Raw genomic sequence first — 16950 nt, 5'->3', positions numbered from 1 at the left:
CTACTTGGCCGCCATATTCTCGAGGTCGAATTTGGCTCCCAGGCCCTCGAGCTTATCGACGAATCGTTCGTAGCCACGGTTGATGAGTTCAACCCCCGTAACGTGCGATTCTCCCTCACCGGCAAGCGCCGCGATGAGGTGGCTGAAGCCCCCTCGCAGGTCGGGGATGTTGATGTCTGCCCCGTGCAACGGAGTCGGTCCGGAGATGACCGCCGAGTGAAGGAAGTTACGCTGACCGAAGCGGCAAGGCACCGACCCCAGGCACTCGCGGTGCAGCTGGATCGAGGCGCCCATTCGATTCAGCGCACCGGTGAATCCGAATCGGTTCTCGTACACGGTTTCGTGGACGATCGATACACCGTCAGCCTGCGTCAACGCGACCACGAGCGGTTGCTGCCAGTCGGTCATGAAACCCGGGTGAACGTTGGTCTCGACGATGAGCGAGTTGAGCTTTCCGCCGGGATGGTAAAAACGGATGCCCTCATCCGTGATGTCGAGGCCACCGCCGATTTTCCGGAAAGTATTGAGGTAAGCCATCATGTCTGCCTGCTGGGCTCCGCGGACGAAGATGTCGCCGCCGGTAGCCAACGCCGCCGAACCCCACGAGGCCGCTTCGATCCGGTCTGGCAGCGCACGATGGTTGTATCCGCTGAGGTTGGGCACACCTTCGATATGGATCACCCGGTCGGTCTGGACCGTGATGATCGCACCCATCTTCTGGAGGATCGCGATGAGGTCCATGATCTCGGGTTCGGTGGCCGCTCCACGCAGCTCGGTGTTGCCTTCGGCGCGCGTTGCTGTCAGCAGGACCTGCTCGGTCGCCCCGACGGACGGGTACGGCAGGTCGATTTTGGCGCCCTTGAGTCCCTTGGGTGCCGTCATCCGGATACCAGAGGGCAACTTGTTGACCTCGGCGCCGAAATTCCGAAGCACTTCGAGGTGGTAATCGATGGGACGATCGCCGATTTTGCAGCCGCCCAGATCGGGGATGAACGCCTCCCCGATAGCGTGCAACAAGGGGCCGCACAGGAGAATCGGAATGCGGGAATCGCCGGCGTGAGCATCGATGTCCGCGTGTCGCGCGACGGACACATTGGTCGGATCGAGACTCAAATCGCCGTTTTTCGGGTCCTTGGTCACCGTGACGCCGTGCAAGGACAGCAGGTCAGTGACAACGTTGACATCTTTGATCTCGGGAACGCTGCGCAATACCGACGGAGTTGCACCGAGCAGGGCCGCGACCATGGCCTTCGGGACAAGGTTCTTCGCTCCGCGGACCGATACTTCTCCGCGAAGCGGCTCGCCGCCCTCAATGTGCAATGCGCCGATCATAAAGTTCCAATCCTCGTGTGTTCAGGCCCCGTGGGCCCCAGTGATTCTGGCGTGTCCGCAGGTGACACGCATTCTTGAGCTATTTTACGGTACCAACGCCGAGACAGATTCCCGCCTTCCACCGGACTGCAGCGAACACAATACCGGACCGAATTGGTCCTGCTTAACGTCGGCGGACCGCGGCCCATACACCGTAGGTGTGTCATGGGCGCGGCCCCTCAATGGATGCTTCGTCGAGGTCAGGACTTCGCCGGTAGCGTACGTGGCTTGAACGCGGGCCTCGTCTCTTCGAAACGAGTGATCTGGTCCTCTTGCTGCAGGGTCAAGGAAATATCGTCGAGTCCGTTCATGAGGCGCCAGCGCGTGTACTCGTCGATCTGGAACGGCACTGTCAGCGAACCGCACGTCACGTTCTTGCTCTCCAGATCCACGGTCACTTCAATCCCCGGGTTTTCCTCGATGGACTTCCAGATCAACTCGATGTCCTGCTGGTCCAACTGGGCCGCGACGAGGCCTTGCTTACCCGAATTGCCACGGAAGATATCAGCGAAGCGGGCCGAGAGAACGACCCGGAACCCGTAATCCTTCAGGGCCCATACGGCGTGTTCGCGTGAGGAGCCGGTACCGAAGTCCGGCCCGGCCACCAGGACGGAAGCATTCCGAAAAGGCTCTTGGTTGAGGACGAACTCGGGATCCTTGCGCCACGCCGCGAACAAGGCGTCATCGAAACCGGTTTTGGTGATGCGTTTCAGATAAACCGCAGGAATGATCTGATCAGTGTCTACGTTCGAGGCGCGTAACGGCGCCGCGACTCCGGTATGGGTCGTAATCGGTTCCATCATCTTCTCCTAAATGTCCAGCAGATCGGAGGGTGAGCTCAGGGTGCCTTTGACCGCGGTTGCCGCAGCGACCAACGGCGATACCAGGTGGGTACGTCCACCCTTGCCTTGACGGCCTTCGAAATTCCGGTTCGACGTCGAGGCACATCGCTCTCCGGGCTCCAACTGGTCCGGGTTCATTCCTAGGCACATCGAACAACCGGCAAAACGCCACTCGGCTCCGAAATCCTTGAATATCTGGTCCAATCCTTCTTCCTCGGCCTGCAACCTCACCCGAGCCGACCCAGGAACCACCATCATCCGCACGCTTTCAGCTTTGCTGCGACCTTCGATGATGGCCGCAGCAGCCCGGAGGTCTTCAATACGCGAATTGGTGCAGGAACCCAAGAACACGGTGTCGACCGGAATGGCCTTCATCGGCGTTCCGGCTTTCAGATCCATGTATTGCAGCGCCTTGGCCGCCGAGGCCTTGGATCCCTCGTCCGGTGCGTCCTCAGGATCGGGAACGCACTCGGACAGCGGGACGCCTTGACCTGGATTGGTCCCCCAGGTGACGAACGGCTCGAGCTCATCGCCGTCGATGACGACTTCGCGGTCGAATTTCGCGTCGTCGTCGGTGCGCAAAGATTTCCAGTACTCGACAGCCCGGTCCCATTCCTCGCCTTGAGGTGCATGGGGCCGGCCCTGAACGTAGTCGAAGGTCGTCTGGTCGGGAGCGACCATGCCCGCACGGGCCCCGGCTTCGATCGACATATTGCAAATGGTCATGCGACCTTCCATCGACAGCTCCTCGATGGCGGTTCCCCGGTATTCCAGGACGTACCCTTGGCCCCCACCCGTGCCGATCTTCGCGATCACGGCAAGAATGATGTCCTTTGCCGTCACGCCCGGTTTCAGGTGACCGTTGACGGTGATCGCCATGGTTTTGAAGGGCGCCAGCGACACGGTCTGCGTTGCCATGACGTGTTCGACCTCGCTGGTTCCGATACCCAAGGCCAAGGCCCCGAATGCGCCGTGGGTCGAGGTATGCGAGTCGCCGCAGACCACGGTCATCCCAGGCTGCGTGAGTCCGAGCTGGGGTCCGACGACGTGCACGATTCCCTGTTCGGCGTCACCGAGTGAGTGAATGCGCACGCCGAATTCCTCGGCGTTGGCGCGCAAGGTTTCGATCTGCTGACGCGACGTCTGATCCGCGATCCGGGAGAAAATATCTTCCGTAGGAGTGTTGTGGTCTTCCGTGGCGATCGTGAGATCGGGTCGCCGCAGTTTCCGCCCGGCAAGACGCAGTCCTTCGAAGGCTTGGGGCGAGGTCACCTCGTGCACAAGGTGAAGATCGATGTAGATGAGATCGGGCTTGCCGTCTTGCCCCGATACGACTCGATGGTCTGCCCAGACCTTTTCGGCCAAGGTCATTGGGCGATCCGGTGAATCCGCCATGGTGTCCTCCGAAGTCATGTGTGTTTGCGAAATTCATTGTGCCGAGGATTCGTCAGGGCTTCCACAACGTGGACTTGCATTCCAGCATTTGAGACTCCACCATGGTGGGTATGAGTGAAACCCCTGATCCAAAACCGACCACAGGCCTGGCCGCGGGAGATACAGATGAAATCCTCGGAGGCATGGGTACGGCCAATCCCATGTCGGTCAGGGTTCACCCCAGCGGCGTAGGCGTTCTGGACAAGGCCACCCACATTCTGGATTGCCTGGAAGCGGGCCCGGCCAGTCTCTCCCAGCTCGTGGAGGCTACCGGGCTCGCGCGCCCCACCGCCCATCGCCTGGCCGTCGCCCTGGCCCATCACCGCCTGGTGGCGCGCGACGTCCAAGGCCGATTCGTCCTGGGGCCGAGGCTCGGCGAGCTTGCCTCGGCCGCGGGCGAAGACCGCTTGATTGCCGCAGCCGGCCCGGTGCTCAACCAGTTGCGCAACCTCACCGGAGAGTCGGCACAGGTCTACCGACGGCAAGGAGAGTGGCGTATCTGCGTCGCGTCCGCCGAGCGCCCGATCGGCCTGAGGGACACCATCCCGGTGGGTACACAGCTATCCATGAGGGCCGGATCTGCCGCGCAGGTGCTCATAGCCTGGGAGGATCACAATCGCCTCCTTGAAGGGTTACGCCAGGCTCGCTTCTCAGCAACCGTGTTGTCAGCGGTCCGCCGCCGGGGTTGGGCACAGTCGGTTGGTGAACGGGAACGGGGCATCGCTTCGGTTTCTGCACCGGTGCGCAATCCTTCGGGGAAAGTCATAGCTGCCGTCTCAATATCCGGACCTATCGAGCGGTTGACCCGCCAACCTGGACGCTTGCACGCCGACGTCGTCAGCCAGGCAGCACGTCAACTCACGGAAGCCTTACGAGCACCTCAGTGAGGTGTTGGGACGCCACGTCTTCGCCGGAACACCGGGAAGTTCACCCAGGACCTTCTGCGCCCAGGCATAAGCCTCTGAGGCCTTCCCACGGTCACGGCGGCGTGACCCCTGCAGCCCTCCTGACAACTGCTCATTGACTCCAAAGCCCTCCAGGACTCACTCGCGTCCTACGGCGTTCAGGCGATCGTCGTGGTTGAGGATTGCAAGAATCTTGCCGCCGCACCAGGGCAGCCTTGGGTGAGATCAATGTGAATCACATGATCCGAGTACTTCTGAGGGCAAACGCCCACTCCATGACATCGACACGCACAGCGAACCCCTCGGGCTCTCAAGTCATTGGGTTTTCACGCTCCGTAGAAGCTACTCCTGGATGATGCCCAATCCGGCCTCACACGCACCGATGAGGGGTGCGGTCCGATAATGTGCGGGCAACTGGACCGAGCTGTACAAGTCATCGAGCCTCCACGGTGCCATCCAGGCATATCCCGTATCGCCTCAGGCGATATTCACACCGAGGTCACGCTGTCGTCACATTTTCTGGTGTCTGAAACGAATGCCCCTCAGATACCCTTGTCTGCGGGCGCCATCGGGATAGCGGCGTTAAAAGCAAAAAGTCCGGCACAGACGTGCCGGACTTTTTATAGCCTGTGACCCCAACCGGATTCGAACCGGTGTTGCCGCCGTGAGAGGGCGGAGTACTAGGCCGCTATACGATGGGGCCAGGTGTCTTTGCGAAGAATTCCTTCCCCGCTATGACGACTCGACTCAGTTTACACATAACTGCGAATAGTTCCAAATCGAGATTTGTGAATTGCACCACATAGAACATTACCTATGGATACATTCGCTGGGATACCAGGACTCGAACCTAGAACGACGGTACCAGAAACCGCTGTGTTGCCAATTACACCATATCCCACTATGTCGTGAAGTTTTGGCCTTCCGACCGCATCTCCGCAACGAATAAATACTCTACAGCCCCACCTTGCACCATGCAACCTGAAGTGGCGTGGTCTCCGCCACCCTACCCCCACCTGGGCAAAACCGTGGACCAAGCCCTGTCAGGGGCCCTGAGACCCCATCTCTCTCCGGGCCCCCACGCGGGCTCCTGTCCAGGTGGCAGGAGCCGCGCCAGAGGCGTCGTAGGGCTCAGGCCTCTGAGGCCGCCGCCAAATCCTGTCGAAGCGACTCGATACGGGCCAAGGAGGAATCGCGTCCGAGGATTTCCAGCGACTCAAAAAGTGGCGGGGAGATCCGTGCCCCCGAGACCGCAATACGGACAGGCCCGAAGGCGAGACGCGGCTTGATTCCCAAGCCGTCGACGATGGCGGTCCGAAGGGTCTCCTGGATCGATGCAGCGTCCCAGGATTCGACGTCGGTCAAGGCCGCGTGCGCAGCGTCCAAGACCTCGGGTGCGGAGTCCTTGAGCTGCTTGCGCGCGTCGTCGGCAATCTCGATTTCACCGTCAGCACGGAACAGGAACCCGAGGAGCCCCGGAGCTTCACCCAGCAGCTGCATACGTTCCTGAACCAGTGGAGCCGCCTCGCGGAGAATCTGCCGTTCACGCTCGCTCAGCACGTCGTCTACGATGCCTGCATCCCTGAGGTAGGGCAAGAGACGGTTTTCAAAATCCTGGGGTTCCAGCATTCGAATGTGCTGACCGTTGATCGCTTCCGCCTTTTTGACGTCGAATCGAGCCGGATTGGCCAAAACGTCGTGAACGTCAAAGTTCTCTATCAGCTGGTCGACGGTGAAGATATCTTCGTCCGGCGAAAGAGACCAACCCAACAAAGAAAGGTAATTGAGCAGGCCTTCTTTGATAAATCCTTCGTCGCGCAGTAAGAAGAGATTCGATTCCGGGTCTCGTTTGGACAACTTCTTATTGCCTTGCCCCATGACATAGGGGAGGTGTCCGAATTCGGGAATGAATTCGGCGACTCCTATACCCACCAATGCGCGATATAACGCAATCTGGCGGGGGGTCGAGGAAAGCAGGTCTTCGCCTCGCAGCACGTGGGTAATTTTCATCAGAGCGTCGTCGACGGGGTTGACCAGCGTGTACAACGGGCTTCCGTCGGCTCGGACCACGACGTAGTCGGGAACTGAGCCGGCTTTGAACGTGATTTCACCACGGACCACATCATTGAATGTGATGTCTTCATCCGGCATCCGCAACCGGAGCACCGGCTTGCGCCCCTCAGACCGAAAAGCAGATATCTGCTCCTCCGTCAGATTCCGATCGAAGTTGTCATAGCCGAGTTTGGGGTCTTCTCCCTTGGCGCGATGGCGCTCTTCGACCTCCTGCGGGGTCGAGAAATCTTCATAGACGTATCCCCCGTCGATCAGCTTCTGGATAACATCTCGATAGATCTCGCCCCGCTGGGACTGGCGGTACGGCTCGTGAGGGCCTCCCACCCCGACGCCTTCATCCCACTCAATGCCCAACCAGTGAAGGGATTCGAGGACTTGGTTGAAGGACTCCTCCGAATCTCGCTTGGCATCCGTATCCTCGATTCGGAAAACGAGCTTGCCTCCGGTGTGTCGGGCGTGGGCCCAGTTGAACAGCGCCGTTCGGACCATCCCTACATGGGGCGTGCCAGTAGGTGAAGGGCAAAAGCGTACGCGCACGGGGCGGTCTTCACTCACGGTCGGCTTGATAGCTTCGGTTGTCATAATGCTTGGCTACTCATCGCTTTCGTTTTCAGTAGTATGCGGGGAACTCCCCCGCCATTCGCGTGTTACTAGGCCCGACGCATTCGGTTGACGAGCGCCCCGATGCCGCCGACCTCGATCTCGACTTCTTGCCCGTCTTCGACCAGACCGACTCCGGCGGGTGTCCCGGTCAGGATCACGTCCCCTGGCAACAAAGTAAAGGCATCAGAAATGCGGGAGACGAGCTCGGCCACGCCGAAGATCATGTCCCGCGTCGTTCCATCCTGCTTGAGCTCGCCATCCACCCATGACTTGATGGGCAGGTCATCGGTATCCAGCTCGGTCTCGATCCACGGTCCCAAAGGGCATGAACCGTCGAAGCCTTTCGCCCTCGCCCATTGCAGATCCGTCTTCTGCAGATCCCGCGCAGTCAAGTCATTGCCGCAGGTGTATCCGAAAACCACCTCGGGCACGCGCTCGATCGGGACCGATTTGCACATGCGACCGATCACTACGGCCAATTCGGCCTCGTAGGAGATCTCCTCGCTGAAATCCGGGAGGGTCACGGGATCACCGGGGCCGACGACCGAAGTATTCGGCTTCAGAAAGAACTGCGGCGATGTCGGCGCCTGGTTGCCGAGTTCACTTGCATGTTCGTTCCAATTTCGGGCAACACCGACGACTTTGGAGCGGGGAATGATGGGGGCGACCAGACGAACGTCCGCAATCGGGTACGTCTTTTCGGTCGGGTTAATTCCTGTGTAGAACGGGTCGCCAGCCAGAACAGTCAGGGTTTCCTGGCCGTCCTCACCGTCGACGCGTCCGTAAAACAGCTGGTCCTCGGCAGTAAATCGTGCAATGCGCATACGTCCAGGTTAGCGCGTACGCGGCGCACCGTGGCCACCCTTCACCGGCATGAAGCACCGGATGGTTGCGACCGCCGCTCGCAAGTGGCTGCAGTGCCGGCACATCGGGTCAGATCACCCGCGTCATCCACCCGAAGCGATCCTCGACTCGTCCGGTCTGAATGCCAGTCAGCTGGGCGCGCAGCCATTGAGTGACTCTACCGTTCGTCTGGCTCGCGGCAGGGATCTCACCATCTTCGTAGAGCAAACGGCCCATCGGAGCAATTACCGCGGCCGTGCCACAAGCAAAGATTTCGGTGATGTCGTCCTTTGCGATCCCTGCCTGCCACTCGTCGACCGTGATTGTCCTCTCGACCACCTTCATTCCGCTCTCCTGCGCCAGCTCAACGATCGACTTGCGCGTGACACCCTCCAGAATGGTGCCGGTCAACTTGGGTGTGACCAGAGTCCCGTCTTTGAGAACGAAGAAGACGTTCATGCCCCCGAGTTCCTCAACCGCGTGATTTCGATGCTCGTCGGTAAACATGACCTGCTTACAGCCTTTGGCTTCCCCTTCGAGCTGCGGAAGAAGACTCGCCGCATAGTTTCCGCCGCACTTCGCTGCGCCCGTGCCTCCTTGGCCGGCGCGAGCATAATTCTGGGACCACCAAATATCCACGGGCTCGGGACTGCCAAAATAATTGGCCGCGGGCGACGCGATGACCTCGAACAGGGCCTCACGAGTGGGGCGAACCCCCAAGAATTTCTCGGTCGCAATCATGAAAGGCCGGATATACAGGGAGGTGCCCTCCCCCTCAGGGATCCACCGCGAGTCCTTCTCGACCAGAGCATGAACCGCATCAATGAAAATCTCGGTCGGAAGCTCGGGCAACGCCAGTCGCTTCGCTGAGCGACGGAACCGGTCGGCATTCGCCTCCGGACGGAACAGCCACACGGATCCGTCTTGATGCCGATAGGCTTTCAGCCCTTCGAAGATTTCCTGCCCATAATGGAAAACCGACGTGGCCGGATCGAGACTCAAGGGTGCGTAGGGCTCGATTCGTGCATGCTCCCATTCACCACCGGTCGAATAGTCCCCAGTCCACTCGACCTTTGCAACGTGATCGGTCGTGAACTCGCCGAATCCAGGAGCAGCCAGAATTTCAGCGAGCCGCTCGGAAGGGGTCGGATCCTGGTTCTCGGTGATGGTGAATGAGGAAGTTCTCAAGGTGGGCTCCGTTTCGAGCGAGTGTGCTGATGTTCTGTTGTCCGCGAGGGTGACCGCATCTTTGCGGCAACCGTCGCGTCCGGCGTTGGGGCGCTCAGGAGATTCCGGCGAGAATGGCTTGTCCGATGTCCACCGTCGTTCTTCGCTCGGAACCGTGATCCCTCATGTCGGCCTCGACTGCTTCTTCGATGTTACTCGCCGCACGTTCATGACCAAGATGACGCAACAAAAGAGCGCCCGCGAGTATGGCGGCCCGAGGATCGGCGATTCCTTGCCCAGCGATGTCCGGAGCCGAACCGTGCACCGGCTCGAACATCGACGGTGCCGTGAACTCGGCGTTGATATTCCCGCATGCGGCGTAACCTATACCGCCCGAGATCGCACCGGCCTGGTCCGTCAGGATGTCCCCGAACAGGTTGTCCGTCACGATGACGTCGAATCGTGAGGGATCCGTGGTCATGTAAATCGTTGCGGCGTCGACGTGAATGTAATCGGTGGAGACCCGTGGGTACTCATCCGCGATACGGTCGAAGATCCGCCGGTAGAGCCCCCCGGCGTGAACCAGTACGTTGTGCTTGTGGACCAAGGTGACGTGCTGACGTTCGCGGGAGGCGGCAAGGTCGAAAGCATAACGGATCAGACGTTCGACTCCGTGAGCGGTGTTCACGGAGACTTCGGTTGCGATCTCGTGTTCGGTGTCCTGTCGGACCGTGCCCCCGTTCCCGACGTACGGACCTTCGGTCCCTTCTCGGACGACGACGAAGTCTATGTCGCCGGGATCGCTCAGGGGAGACACCGCGCCGGGGTAGAGACGCGACGGGCGCAGGTTGATGAAATGATCGAAGGCAAACCGGAGCTTCAGAAGAATTTCGCGCTCGATGAGGCCGGACGGGACCTTCGTCGAGCGCGGGTCGGCCCCGACGGCGCCGAAGAGAATCGCGTCATGTTCTCGCAGAGACGCGAGTTTGTCCTCGGTCAACGTCTCCCCTGTTCTGAGCCACGCTTCGGCGCCGAGCTCGTAGGGTGTCGGCGAGACGTCGATACCTTCGCGCCGGGCCGCGGCGGTCAGAACGGCAAGGGCCTGTTCGGTAACTTCGGGGCCGATGCCGTCACCTGGGATGACGGCCAAATCGATATTTCGGGATTCCGTGCTGTCGGTCATGGGACTAAGCTAGCTCCGCCGACGGTGACGTGACCACATAGTAGGACGGCTTCTCACCATGTGAACCAGACGTTACTTCTCCACGGTTCAGACGCCCCGTACCAGGAGCATTGCAACACCCGCCCAGGCTGCGGCCCAGAGGAATGAGGCGAAGGTTCCCAGGATGAACCGTTCGACAGCATCGGGCTTCTTGAGCTCGGTGAATCTGCCCAGGGCCTTGATGGCTGCCAGGACGGTCAGGCCCGTTGGCCATCCCATCAGCAGGGTTACGGCGACGCCGGCACGTTCCAGAACTCCGATCCACAGACCGCCATGAAGGGAAGAATCGCGCTCGGGGTCTTCGATGTTCTGTTCGGCGGCGTCCGTGTCTCGTTTGCCCGAACGGTAAATTCGTCCGCTGCGCAGTGACAGCTGCAGAACCGCCGCCGTTACCGGGGATCCCGTCATCGCCGCTGCCGCTGTGCCGAATACTACGGAGAGGACCGCCACGAGCGGTTCGGAGCGGGCCGAATATCCCTGGATGGCCCCACCGGTCGCCAGCAGGGCCGCAGTCGCGAGAAACAGGACGTTGGCAATGGTCCAGATGCGACGAGCCCGGATACTGAGTGCCGGGACCCTGAAGCAGGTAAAGGCCCCGAGAAGAGCGGAAATGATCATGATCAGAAGGGCTATTTGGCTCAATCGGCCCGCTCCTTCTCTCCGGGACGACCGGGAGCATCTAGATACTCTGCCCAGCGGGTCATTTCTCGCTTGAGGTCTTCGAGTTCACGATACATACCTGCGGCCAACCGGCCGGATACGGCCTGTTGACTGATTCCCAACTGCGCGGCTATTTCCGCCTGCGTCTTGCCGGCGAGGGCCCACTCGTATGCTTCTCGCGTGGTGTCGCGGCGCTTCCCCCAAACCGCGATGACGGTCCGTAGACCCGCCTGGATTCCCGCGCCTAAGGGCGAGTCAGATCTGAACCCGAGGTGGTGCGCACCCGATTTCTTGGCCTCGTCGACGGCGTGGCGTGCGTTGACGTACGCCGTTCCCCGCCCCTCACGGGCAGTCCTCGGCAGGGGCTCTTCGATACGTCCTTGCCCCAAACCGCAGTGCCATTGACCGCCCGATGCCAGGGTCAGAGCACAGGCGATCGCTGCGTCGGCGTTGTCGAACACCGCCTGGGCCTCGTCTCCGGCTGTTCGGTCAAAAGGCAGCACGGCCTCACCCGAGACGGAAACCAACTGGGGCACGGCGTCGGACCTTTTTCTGGAACCCACTTGATCGACGGTCAGAACGAACATGCTTCGATCCTTGCACCCTATCGCTCAACTTACAAGGTTAGAATCCGGTTTCTATGACTACCGGATTCTAACCTTGTATTAACAATTACAAGGGCGGTCGTTGTTTTCTACTCGCTGGGTGCCTCGAAACGAGGAAAAATCCCCTGCGGAGCCGGCAACGCGGTCCCCGCTACGATGCGCTGCGGCAACGCTGCAAAGAGTCTTTGGTCTCCTTCGGGCTGTCCCAGCTGGTCCAACAACTTGGCCATCGAACCGGGCATGATCGGTTGGATCAGGATAGCCACGATGCGAAGACACTCAAGGGTCACGTACAAGACCGTTTCCATCCGTGTTTGGTCCGTCTTGCGCAGCTTCCACGGCTCCTGCGCCGTGAAATAGCGGTTCACATCGGCGATGACCTTCCAGATCCGATCCAAGGCCCGGTGATAGTCCAGGCTCTCGAAATCCTCCCGCACCGAAACGTACAGTGCATCGGCTGATTCCAGAATGGCCTGGTCCTCCGCCGTGAATTCATCGGGGCTCGGGACAGCCGCCTCGCAGTTCTTCGCGACCATGGACAGCGAACGCTGTGCCAGGTTGCCGAGGTCATTCGACAGGTCGGAATTAATGCGGGAAACGATCGCAGGAGCACTGTACGAGCCGTCCTGGCCAAAGGTCACTTCACGGAGAAGGAAGAAGCGCAAGGGGTCGACGCCGAAGCTCTCGACCAATTGCTCCGGATCGAGTACGTTGCCCACGGACTTGGACATCTTGGCCCCGTCGACGAGAAGGAATCCATGTGCGAAGACCTTTCGCGGCAAGTCCAGCCCAGCCGACCACAAGAATGCCGGCCAGTATATGGTGTGGAAACGCGTGATGTCCTTGCCGATGACGTGGAAATCCGCAGGCCAATACTTTCGGAAGAGTTCGCCGTCGGTATCCGGGAAACCGAGCCCGGTGATGTAGTTGGTGAGGGCGTCGACCCACACATACATGATGTGCTTGTCGTTTCCCGGAACGGGAATCCCCCAGTCGAAGGTGGTTCGAGAAATCGAGAGATCCCTCAAACCGGATTTCACGAACGAAGCGACCTCATTGCGACGGTATTCCGGGTACGCAAACCCCTCTGATGCGTAAAGGTCCAAGAGCCGGTCTTGGTACTTGGAGAGCCGGAAGAAGTAGGATTCCTCTTCGGTCCACTCGACCTCGGTGTCGGTAGGGATCGCATACCTAACGCCATCTTTCCGGACTTCGGTCTCGTCTTCTCCGTAGAAGGCCTCATCGCGTACCGAGTACCAGCCTTCGTATTTGTCGAGGTAGATGTCTCCGTTGGCTTCCATGCGACGCCACATCTCCTGGCACGAGGCCACATGATCCGGGTCCGTGGTGCGTATAAAACGGTCGTAGCTGATACCCAGGAGATCGTCCATCGCCTTGATTTTGGCCGAATTCTTTTCGGCCAGATCCTTGGCGGTGATGCCCTGTTTTTCGGCCGAGGTCTGCATCTTCTGACCGTGTTCATCCGTGCCCGTCATGAACCGGACGTCGTATCCATCCAGGCGCTTGAAACGTGCCATGACGTCTGTCGCAATGTGCTCATACGCGTGACCGATGTGGGGATCGCCGTTCGGGTAGACGATCGCTGTGGTGATGTAGAACGGCTCGGCTGATGTGGAAGTCATGGCTCCTACTCTATAAGGAGAACTCGAGGCTTATCGGCCCCGGATCGGTGGACTGTGAATACTGCATTTTCCGGTTTCGTCGAACACGACGCCGCCCGCGCATCACGGTGAACAGACGGCGTCGCGATGAGAATTCGACTGTGCTCAGTCCGCGAGGGAGACGAACGCGGTACGGTCGGCCTCGATCGTCGACTTGATCGAAGAGACCATCTCGGGGGAAGCCGGAGAATCAAGGGCCAGAACGGACAGCGCCCGCTGTTCCTTGGCTTGGCTCTCCCCACGCGAAACCTGCATTCCGGCGATGTTGATGCTCGCGGTCCCGAGCAGGGTACCCATGGAGGCGATGACGCCGGGACGGTCGCGGTAATCGAGAATGAGCATGTGGTCCGTCAGCCCAACCTCGAAATCGAAGCCGTTGACCCCGGTCAGTTTCTCGACCAGCTTGGGCCCGGTCACGGTACCGGAAACGGAGACCTGGGTCCCATCGGCAAGGATGGCCGACAAGGTGGTCTCGTTGCGGAACCCCTCGACTTCGGTGGTCGTGACCAAGGTCGTTTCGATCTCACGCTGCTCTGCAATCATGGGAGCGTTGACGTAAGAAACCTTCTCGGAGACCACATCGGTGAATACGCCCTTGAGTGCGGCGAGTTTCAGCGAGGACACGTCTTTGTCCGCGATTTCCCCGGCGACCTTGACCTCCACGCTCGTCAGGGGCGAATCGTGGGTCAACGCCGTCAGGACTCGACCCAATTTCTCCGCCAACGGAATTCCTGGGCGCACGTCTGAGTCGATGGGTCCGCCGGCGACGTTCACGGCATCAGGGACGAGTTCGCCCTCGAGGGCGAGTTTGACAGATTTGGCAACCGATACTCCCGCTTTCTCCTGCGCTTCGACGGTCGAAGCGCCCAGGTGCGGAGTGGTCACGACGTTGTCCATGCCCACGAAGCCCACGCCCTCGGGGGGCTCGGAGACGTATACGTCAATTGCCGCGCCCGCGATTTTGCCCGCCCGAAGCGCGTCGGTGAGGTCATCCTCGTCGATCAGCCCGCCGCGGGCCACATTGACGACAAAGGCGGAAGGCTTCATGAGATCGAATGCCGCGGCATCGACCATGCCGATCGTGTCCGGTGTCTTCGGCATGTGAATCGTGATGATGTCGGATTCCCGGAACAACGTGTCCAGGTCCACCATCTGCGCCCCGAGCGATGCGGCACGCGAGCTCGTGACGAACGGGTCGTAGGCCAGGATTTCCGTACCGAACCCCCGAAGCCGTTCTGCGACCAACCCACCGATGCGCCCGAGCCCGATGATGCCGACCTTCTTCTCGAAGAGTTCGACGCCGGTGTACTGGGAGCGCTTCCACTGCCCGTCTCGCATTGAAGCGTCGGCTGCCGAAATATTGCGGGACAGACCGAGAATGTGGCCGACCGTCAGCTCAGCCGCGGAAATGATGTTGGAGGTCGGCGCGTTGACGACCATGACGCCGGCCGCAGTGGCCGCGGCGATGTCGACGTTATCGAGGCCGACTCCAGCGCGAGCAACGACCTTCAGGCGACGGGCCGCGTCGAAGGCTTCCGCGTCCAGCCGGGTCGCGGAGCGAATCATGATCGCGTCCACGTCGGCTATATCGCGCAGCAACGATTCGCGGTCGGCGCCATTAGTCTTGCGAATTTCGAAGCCCTCGCCGAGGGCGTCGACCGTCGCGGGTGAGAGTTCCTCGGCCAGAAGGACAACAGGCGTTTCAGTCAAAGTCGGATTCCTTTGGTGATTGTTCGGTGCCGGAAATTGGGGAAATGAAAGACAAAAGGGGAACGGCCGGTCATCCGTTGCAGCGGATGACCGGCCGTTGGAGAACCGTCATCAGGTTCCGACGTTTAGCGGGCTGCCGAGCCGTCGGTGTAGTCGGCGTCGGATGACTTCCAGGAGAACAGCTTGCGCAGCTCCTGGCCGGTCTTCTCGATCGGGTGGGATGCGCCCTTCTCGCGGAGTTCCTGGAACTCCTTGCCGCCGTTGGCCTGATCATCCATGAAGCGATGGGCGAAGGTTCCGTCCTGAATGTCCGAAAGAACGGCCTTCATGTGATCCTTGACCTCGGGGGTGATGATCCGGGGGCCCGAAACGTAGTCGCCATACTCCGCGGTGTCGGAGCAGGACCAACGCTGCTTGGTGATTCCGCCCTCGTTGATCAGGTCGACGATCAGTTTGAGTTCGTGGCACACCTCGAAGTACGCAATCTCGGGCTGGTAACCGGCCTCGGTCAGCGTTTCGAATCCGTACTGGATCAACTGCGAGACGCCGCCGCACAAAACAGCCTGCTCGCCGAAGAGATCGGATTCCGTCTCCTCGGTGAAGGTCGTCTTGATGACGCCGGCGCGGCTGGCACCGAGACCCTTGGCATAGGCCAGAGCAAGCTCGAAGGCCTTGCCGGATGCATCCACCTCGACGGCGACCAAGGCCGGAACACCGCGGCCCGCTTCGAACTCTCGGCGCACAGTGTGGCCGGGGCCCTTAGGTGCAACCATCGCGACGTCGACGCCGTCGATCGGCTGGATGTAGTCGAAACGAATATTGAACCCGTGGGCGAAGAACAGGGCATCGCCGGGCTCAAGGTTCGGCTCGATCGATTCCTTGTAGATCTTTGCCTGGACCTGGTCCGGGGTCAGGATCATGATGACGTCGGCTTCTTCGACGGCTTCCGCGACGGTCAGGACGCGAAGGCCTTCAGCTTCTGCCTTGGCCCGCGAGGACGAGCCCTCGGCGAGGCCGATACGAACGTCGATGCCCGAATCCCGAAGGTTCAGCGCGTGTGCGTGACCCTGGGATCCATAACCGATGATGGCGACGGAACGGTCCTGGATCGCCGCGAGGTTTGCGTCGTCGTCGTAAAAGATTTCAGCCATGGGATTGAGAACTCCTCTATCTTCCCCGCGGGCTCTTGCCCACGGTTGATGGTCTTCAGTGGCCCGGCCACTAGGTTTTAAGCCTAGCCTGCCGGGTCATGGTGCACCGGAATGTACCGATGCATGACAGGTTTATGAACGCTCCGCGAGACAAGTGATCTCGCCGAGACAACTAATTGCGGAGGGCCCTCTCGCTCATCGAGCGCACTCCGCGCCCGATGCCGAGAGTTCCGGCACGAACGATTTCTCTTATGCCGAAGGGTTCCAACACCTCCAAGAGGGCCCGGAGTTTCTCCGGGGCTCCCGTGGCCTCGATGACGACGGACTCGGTGGAGACGTCGACGATCGAAGCGCGAAAAAGGTCTGCAGCCTGCGTGACTTGGATCCGGGTTCCGGCATCCGCGCGGACCTTGATCATGATGTGATCGCGTTGCACCGAGGTCTCCGATGGCAATTCCACGATCTTCAGAACATGAATCAACTTGTTGAGTTGCTTGGTGACCTGCTCGAGCAGGACCCCGTCCGCGTCAACCACCACAGTAATTCGGGAGATTCCCGGGACTTCGGTGGCGCCCACGGCGAGGGAGTCAATATTGAATTGCCGCCTTGCGAACAATCCGGATACCCGGGCGAGCACGCCCGGTGTGTCTTCGACCAGGACAGACAGCGTGTGACGAGTCAT

General features: G+C 60.3%; 14 protein-coding genes and 2 tRNA genes. 1 reads left to right on the top strand and 15 read right to left on the bottom strand.

Annotated features, from left to right (window positions below; translation table 11 throughout):
- The 3 genes from murA to leuC all read right to left on the bottom strand — a co-directional run bounded on the left by murA (window position 1) and on the right by leuC (window position 3626).
- Entirely contained in the window at window positions 1-1332 is a 1332-nt protein-coding gene (murA, locus tag sake_RS05415) for a UDP-N-acetylglucosamine 1-carboxyvinyltransferase (RefSeq protein WP_129359832.1), read from the bottom strand.
- 239 nt (window positions 1333-1571) lie between these two features.
- Entirely contained in the window at window positions 1572-2171 is a 600-nt protein-coding gene (gene leuD, locus sake_RS05410; RefSeq protein WP_129360156.1) for a 3-isopropylmalate dehydratase small subunit, read from the bottom strand.
- Between the two features lie 9 nt (window positions 2172-2180).
- Window positions 2181-3626, bottom strand: a complete 1446-nt coding sequence (gene leuC / locus sake_RS05405) for a 3-isopropylmalate dehydratase large subunit (protein ID WP_178945582.1) — start codon at window positions 3624-3626, stop codon at window positions 2181-2183.
- A 182-nt stretch (window positions 3627-3808) separates the two neighbouring features.
- On the opposite strand from leuC, the gene sake_RS05400 reads away from it, so the two are divergent.
- The gene (locus tag sake_RS05400) at window positions 3809-4534 is read left to right on the top strand and encodes an IclR family transcriptional regulator (RefSeq protein WP_129360158.1); all 726 of its coding nucleotides are present in this window, start codon (window positions 3809-3811) and stop codon (window positions 4532-4534) included.
- Window positions 4535-5182: 648 nt separating this feature from the next.
- On the opposite strand, the gene sake_RS05395 is transcribed toward sake_RS05400, so the two are convergent.
- The 12 genes from sake_RS05395 to ilvN all read right to left on the bottom strand — a co-directional run bounded on the left by sake_RS05395 (window position 5183) and on the right by ilvN (window position 16950).
- Window positions 5183-5255, bottom strand: a tRNA-Glu gene (locus tag sake_RS05395).
- 126 nt (window positions 5256-5381) lie between these two features.
- Window positions 5382-5453, bottom strand: a tRNA-Gln gene (locus tag sake_RS05390).
- A gap of 230 nt (window positions 5454-5683) precedes the next feature.
- Window positions 5684-7207, bottom strand: a complete 1524-nt coding sequence (gene gltX, locus sake_RS05385; RefSeq protein ID WP_129359833.1) for a glutamate--tRNA ligase — start codon at window positions 7205-7207, stop codon at window positions 5684-5686.
- Window positions 7208-7275: 68 nt separating this feature from the next.
- Window positions 7276-8052, bottom strand: a complete 777-nt coding sequence (locus tag sake_RS05380; protein WP_129359834.1) for a fumarylacetoacetate hydrolase family protein — start codon at window positions 8050-8052, stop codon at window positions 7276-7278.
- Window positions 8053-8161: 109 nt separating this feature from the next.
- Entirely contained in the window at window positions 8162-9259 is a 1098-nt protein-coding gene (locus sake_RS05375) for a branched-chain amino acid aminotransferase (RefSeq protein ID WP_238147623.1), read from the bottom strand.
- Between the two features lie 94 nt (window positions 9260-9353).
- Window positions 9354-10421, bottom strand: coding sequence for a 3-isopropylmalate dehydrogenase (locus tag sake_RS05370; RefSeq protein ID WP_178945581.1), 1068 nt, complete (start codon window positions 10419-10421; stop codon window positions 9354-9356).
- Between the two features lie 87 nt (window positions 10422-10508).
- The gene (locus tag sake_RS05365; protein WP_129359836.1) at window positions 10509-11102 is read right to left on the bottom strand and encodes a hypothetical protein; all 594 of its coding nucleotides are present in this window, start codon (window positions 11100-11102) and stop codon (window positions 10509-10511) included.
- Complete coding sequence (locus tag sake_RS05360; protein ID WP_129359837.1) at window positions 11099-11707, bottom strand: hypothetical protein; 609 nt, start codon at window positions 11705-11707, stop codon at window positions 11099-11101. The genes sake_RS05365 and sake_RS05360 overlap by 4 nt, the downstream gene beginning before the upstream one ends.
- Window positions 11708-11814: 107 nt before the next feature.
- The gene (gene metG, locus sake_RS05355) at window positions 11815-13368 is read right to left on the bottom strand and encodes a methionine--tRNA ligase (RefSeq protein ID WP_129359838.1); all 1554 of its coding nucleotides are present in this window, start codon (window positions 13366-13368) and stop codon (window positions 11815-11817) included.
- A 144-nt stretch (window positions 13369-13512) separates the two neighbouring features.
- The gene (serA, locus tag sake_RS05350; RefSeq protein WP_129359839.1) at window positions 13513-15117 is read right to left on the bottom strand and encodes a phosphoglycerate dehydrogenase; all 1605 of its coding nucleotides are present in this window, start codon (window positions 15115-15117) and stop codon (window positions 13513-13515) included.
- 125 nt (window positions 15118-15242) lie between these two features.
- Window positions 15243-16268, bottom strand: a complete 1026-nt coding sequence (gene ilvC / locus sake_RS05345) for a ketol-acid reductoisomerase (RefSeq protein ID WP_129359840.1) — start codon at window positions 16266-16268, stop codon at window positions 15243-15245.
- A gap of 172 nt (window positions 16269-16440) precedes the next feature.
- Complete coding sequence (ilvN, locus tag sake_RS05340; protein WP_129359841.1) at window positions 16441-16950, bottom strand: acetolactate synthase small subunit; 510 nt, start codon at window positions 16948-16950, stop codon at window positions 16441-16443.

It is taken from the genome of Kocuria sp. TGY1127_2 (genome assembly GCF_013394385.1).
Classification (GTDB): Bacteria; Actinomycetota; Actinomycetes; order Actinomycetales; family Micrococcaceae; genus Rothia.
The sequence above is the reverse complement of the archived record's forward strand: the minus strand, read 5'-3'. Positions and strand labels throughout refer to the sequence as shown.

Excerpts from the sequence above, each read along its gene's own strand:
- murA (WP_129359832.1), bottom strand. The coding sequence starts at position 1,332 with ATGATCGGCGCATTGCACATTGAGGGCGGCGAGCCGCTTCGCGGAGAA.
- leuD (WP_129360156.1), bottom strand. The coding sequence starts at position 2,171 with ATGGAACCGATTACGACCCATACCGGAGTCGCGGCGCCGTTACGCGCC.
- leuC (WP_178945582.1), bottom strand. The coding sequence starts at position 3,626 with ATGACTTCGGAGGACACCATGGCGGATTCACCGGATCGCCCAATGACC.
- sake_RS05400 (WP_129360158.1), top strand. The coding sequence starts at position 3,809 with ATGTCGGTCAGGGTTCACCCCAGCGGCGTAGGCGTTCTGGACAAGGCC.
- gltX (WP_129359833.1), bottom strand. The coding sequence starts at position 7,207 with ATGACAACCGAAGCTATCAAGCCGACCGTGAGTGAAGACCGCCCCGTG.
- sake_RS05380 (WP_129359834.1), bottom strand. The coding sequence starts at position 8,052 with ATGCGCATTGCACGATTTACTGCCGAGGACCAGCTGTTTTACGGACGC.
- sake_RS05370 (WP_178945581.1), bottom strand. The coding sequence starts at position 10,421 with ATGACCGACAGCACGGAATCCCGAAATATCGATTTGGCCGTCATCCCA.
- sake_RS05360 (WP_129359837.1), bottom strand. The coding sequence starts at position 11,707 with ATGTTCGTTCTGACCGTCGATCAAGTGGGTTCCAGAAAAAGGTCCGAC.
- metG (WP_129359838.1), bottom strand. The coding sequence starts at position 13,368 with ATGACTTCCACATCAGCCGAGCCGTTCTACATCACCACAGCGATCGTC.
- ilvC (WP_129359840.1), bottom strand. The coding sequence starts at position 16,268 with ATGGCTGAAATCTTTTACGACGACGACGCAAACCTCGCGGCGATCCAG.
- ilvN (WP_129359841.1), bottom strand. The coding sequence starts at position 16,950 with ATGACTCGTCACACGCTGTCTGTCCTGGTCGAAGACACACCGGGCGTG.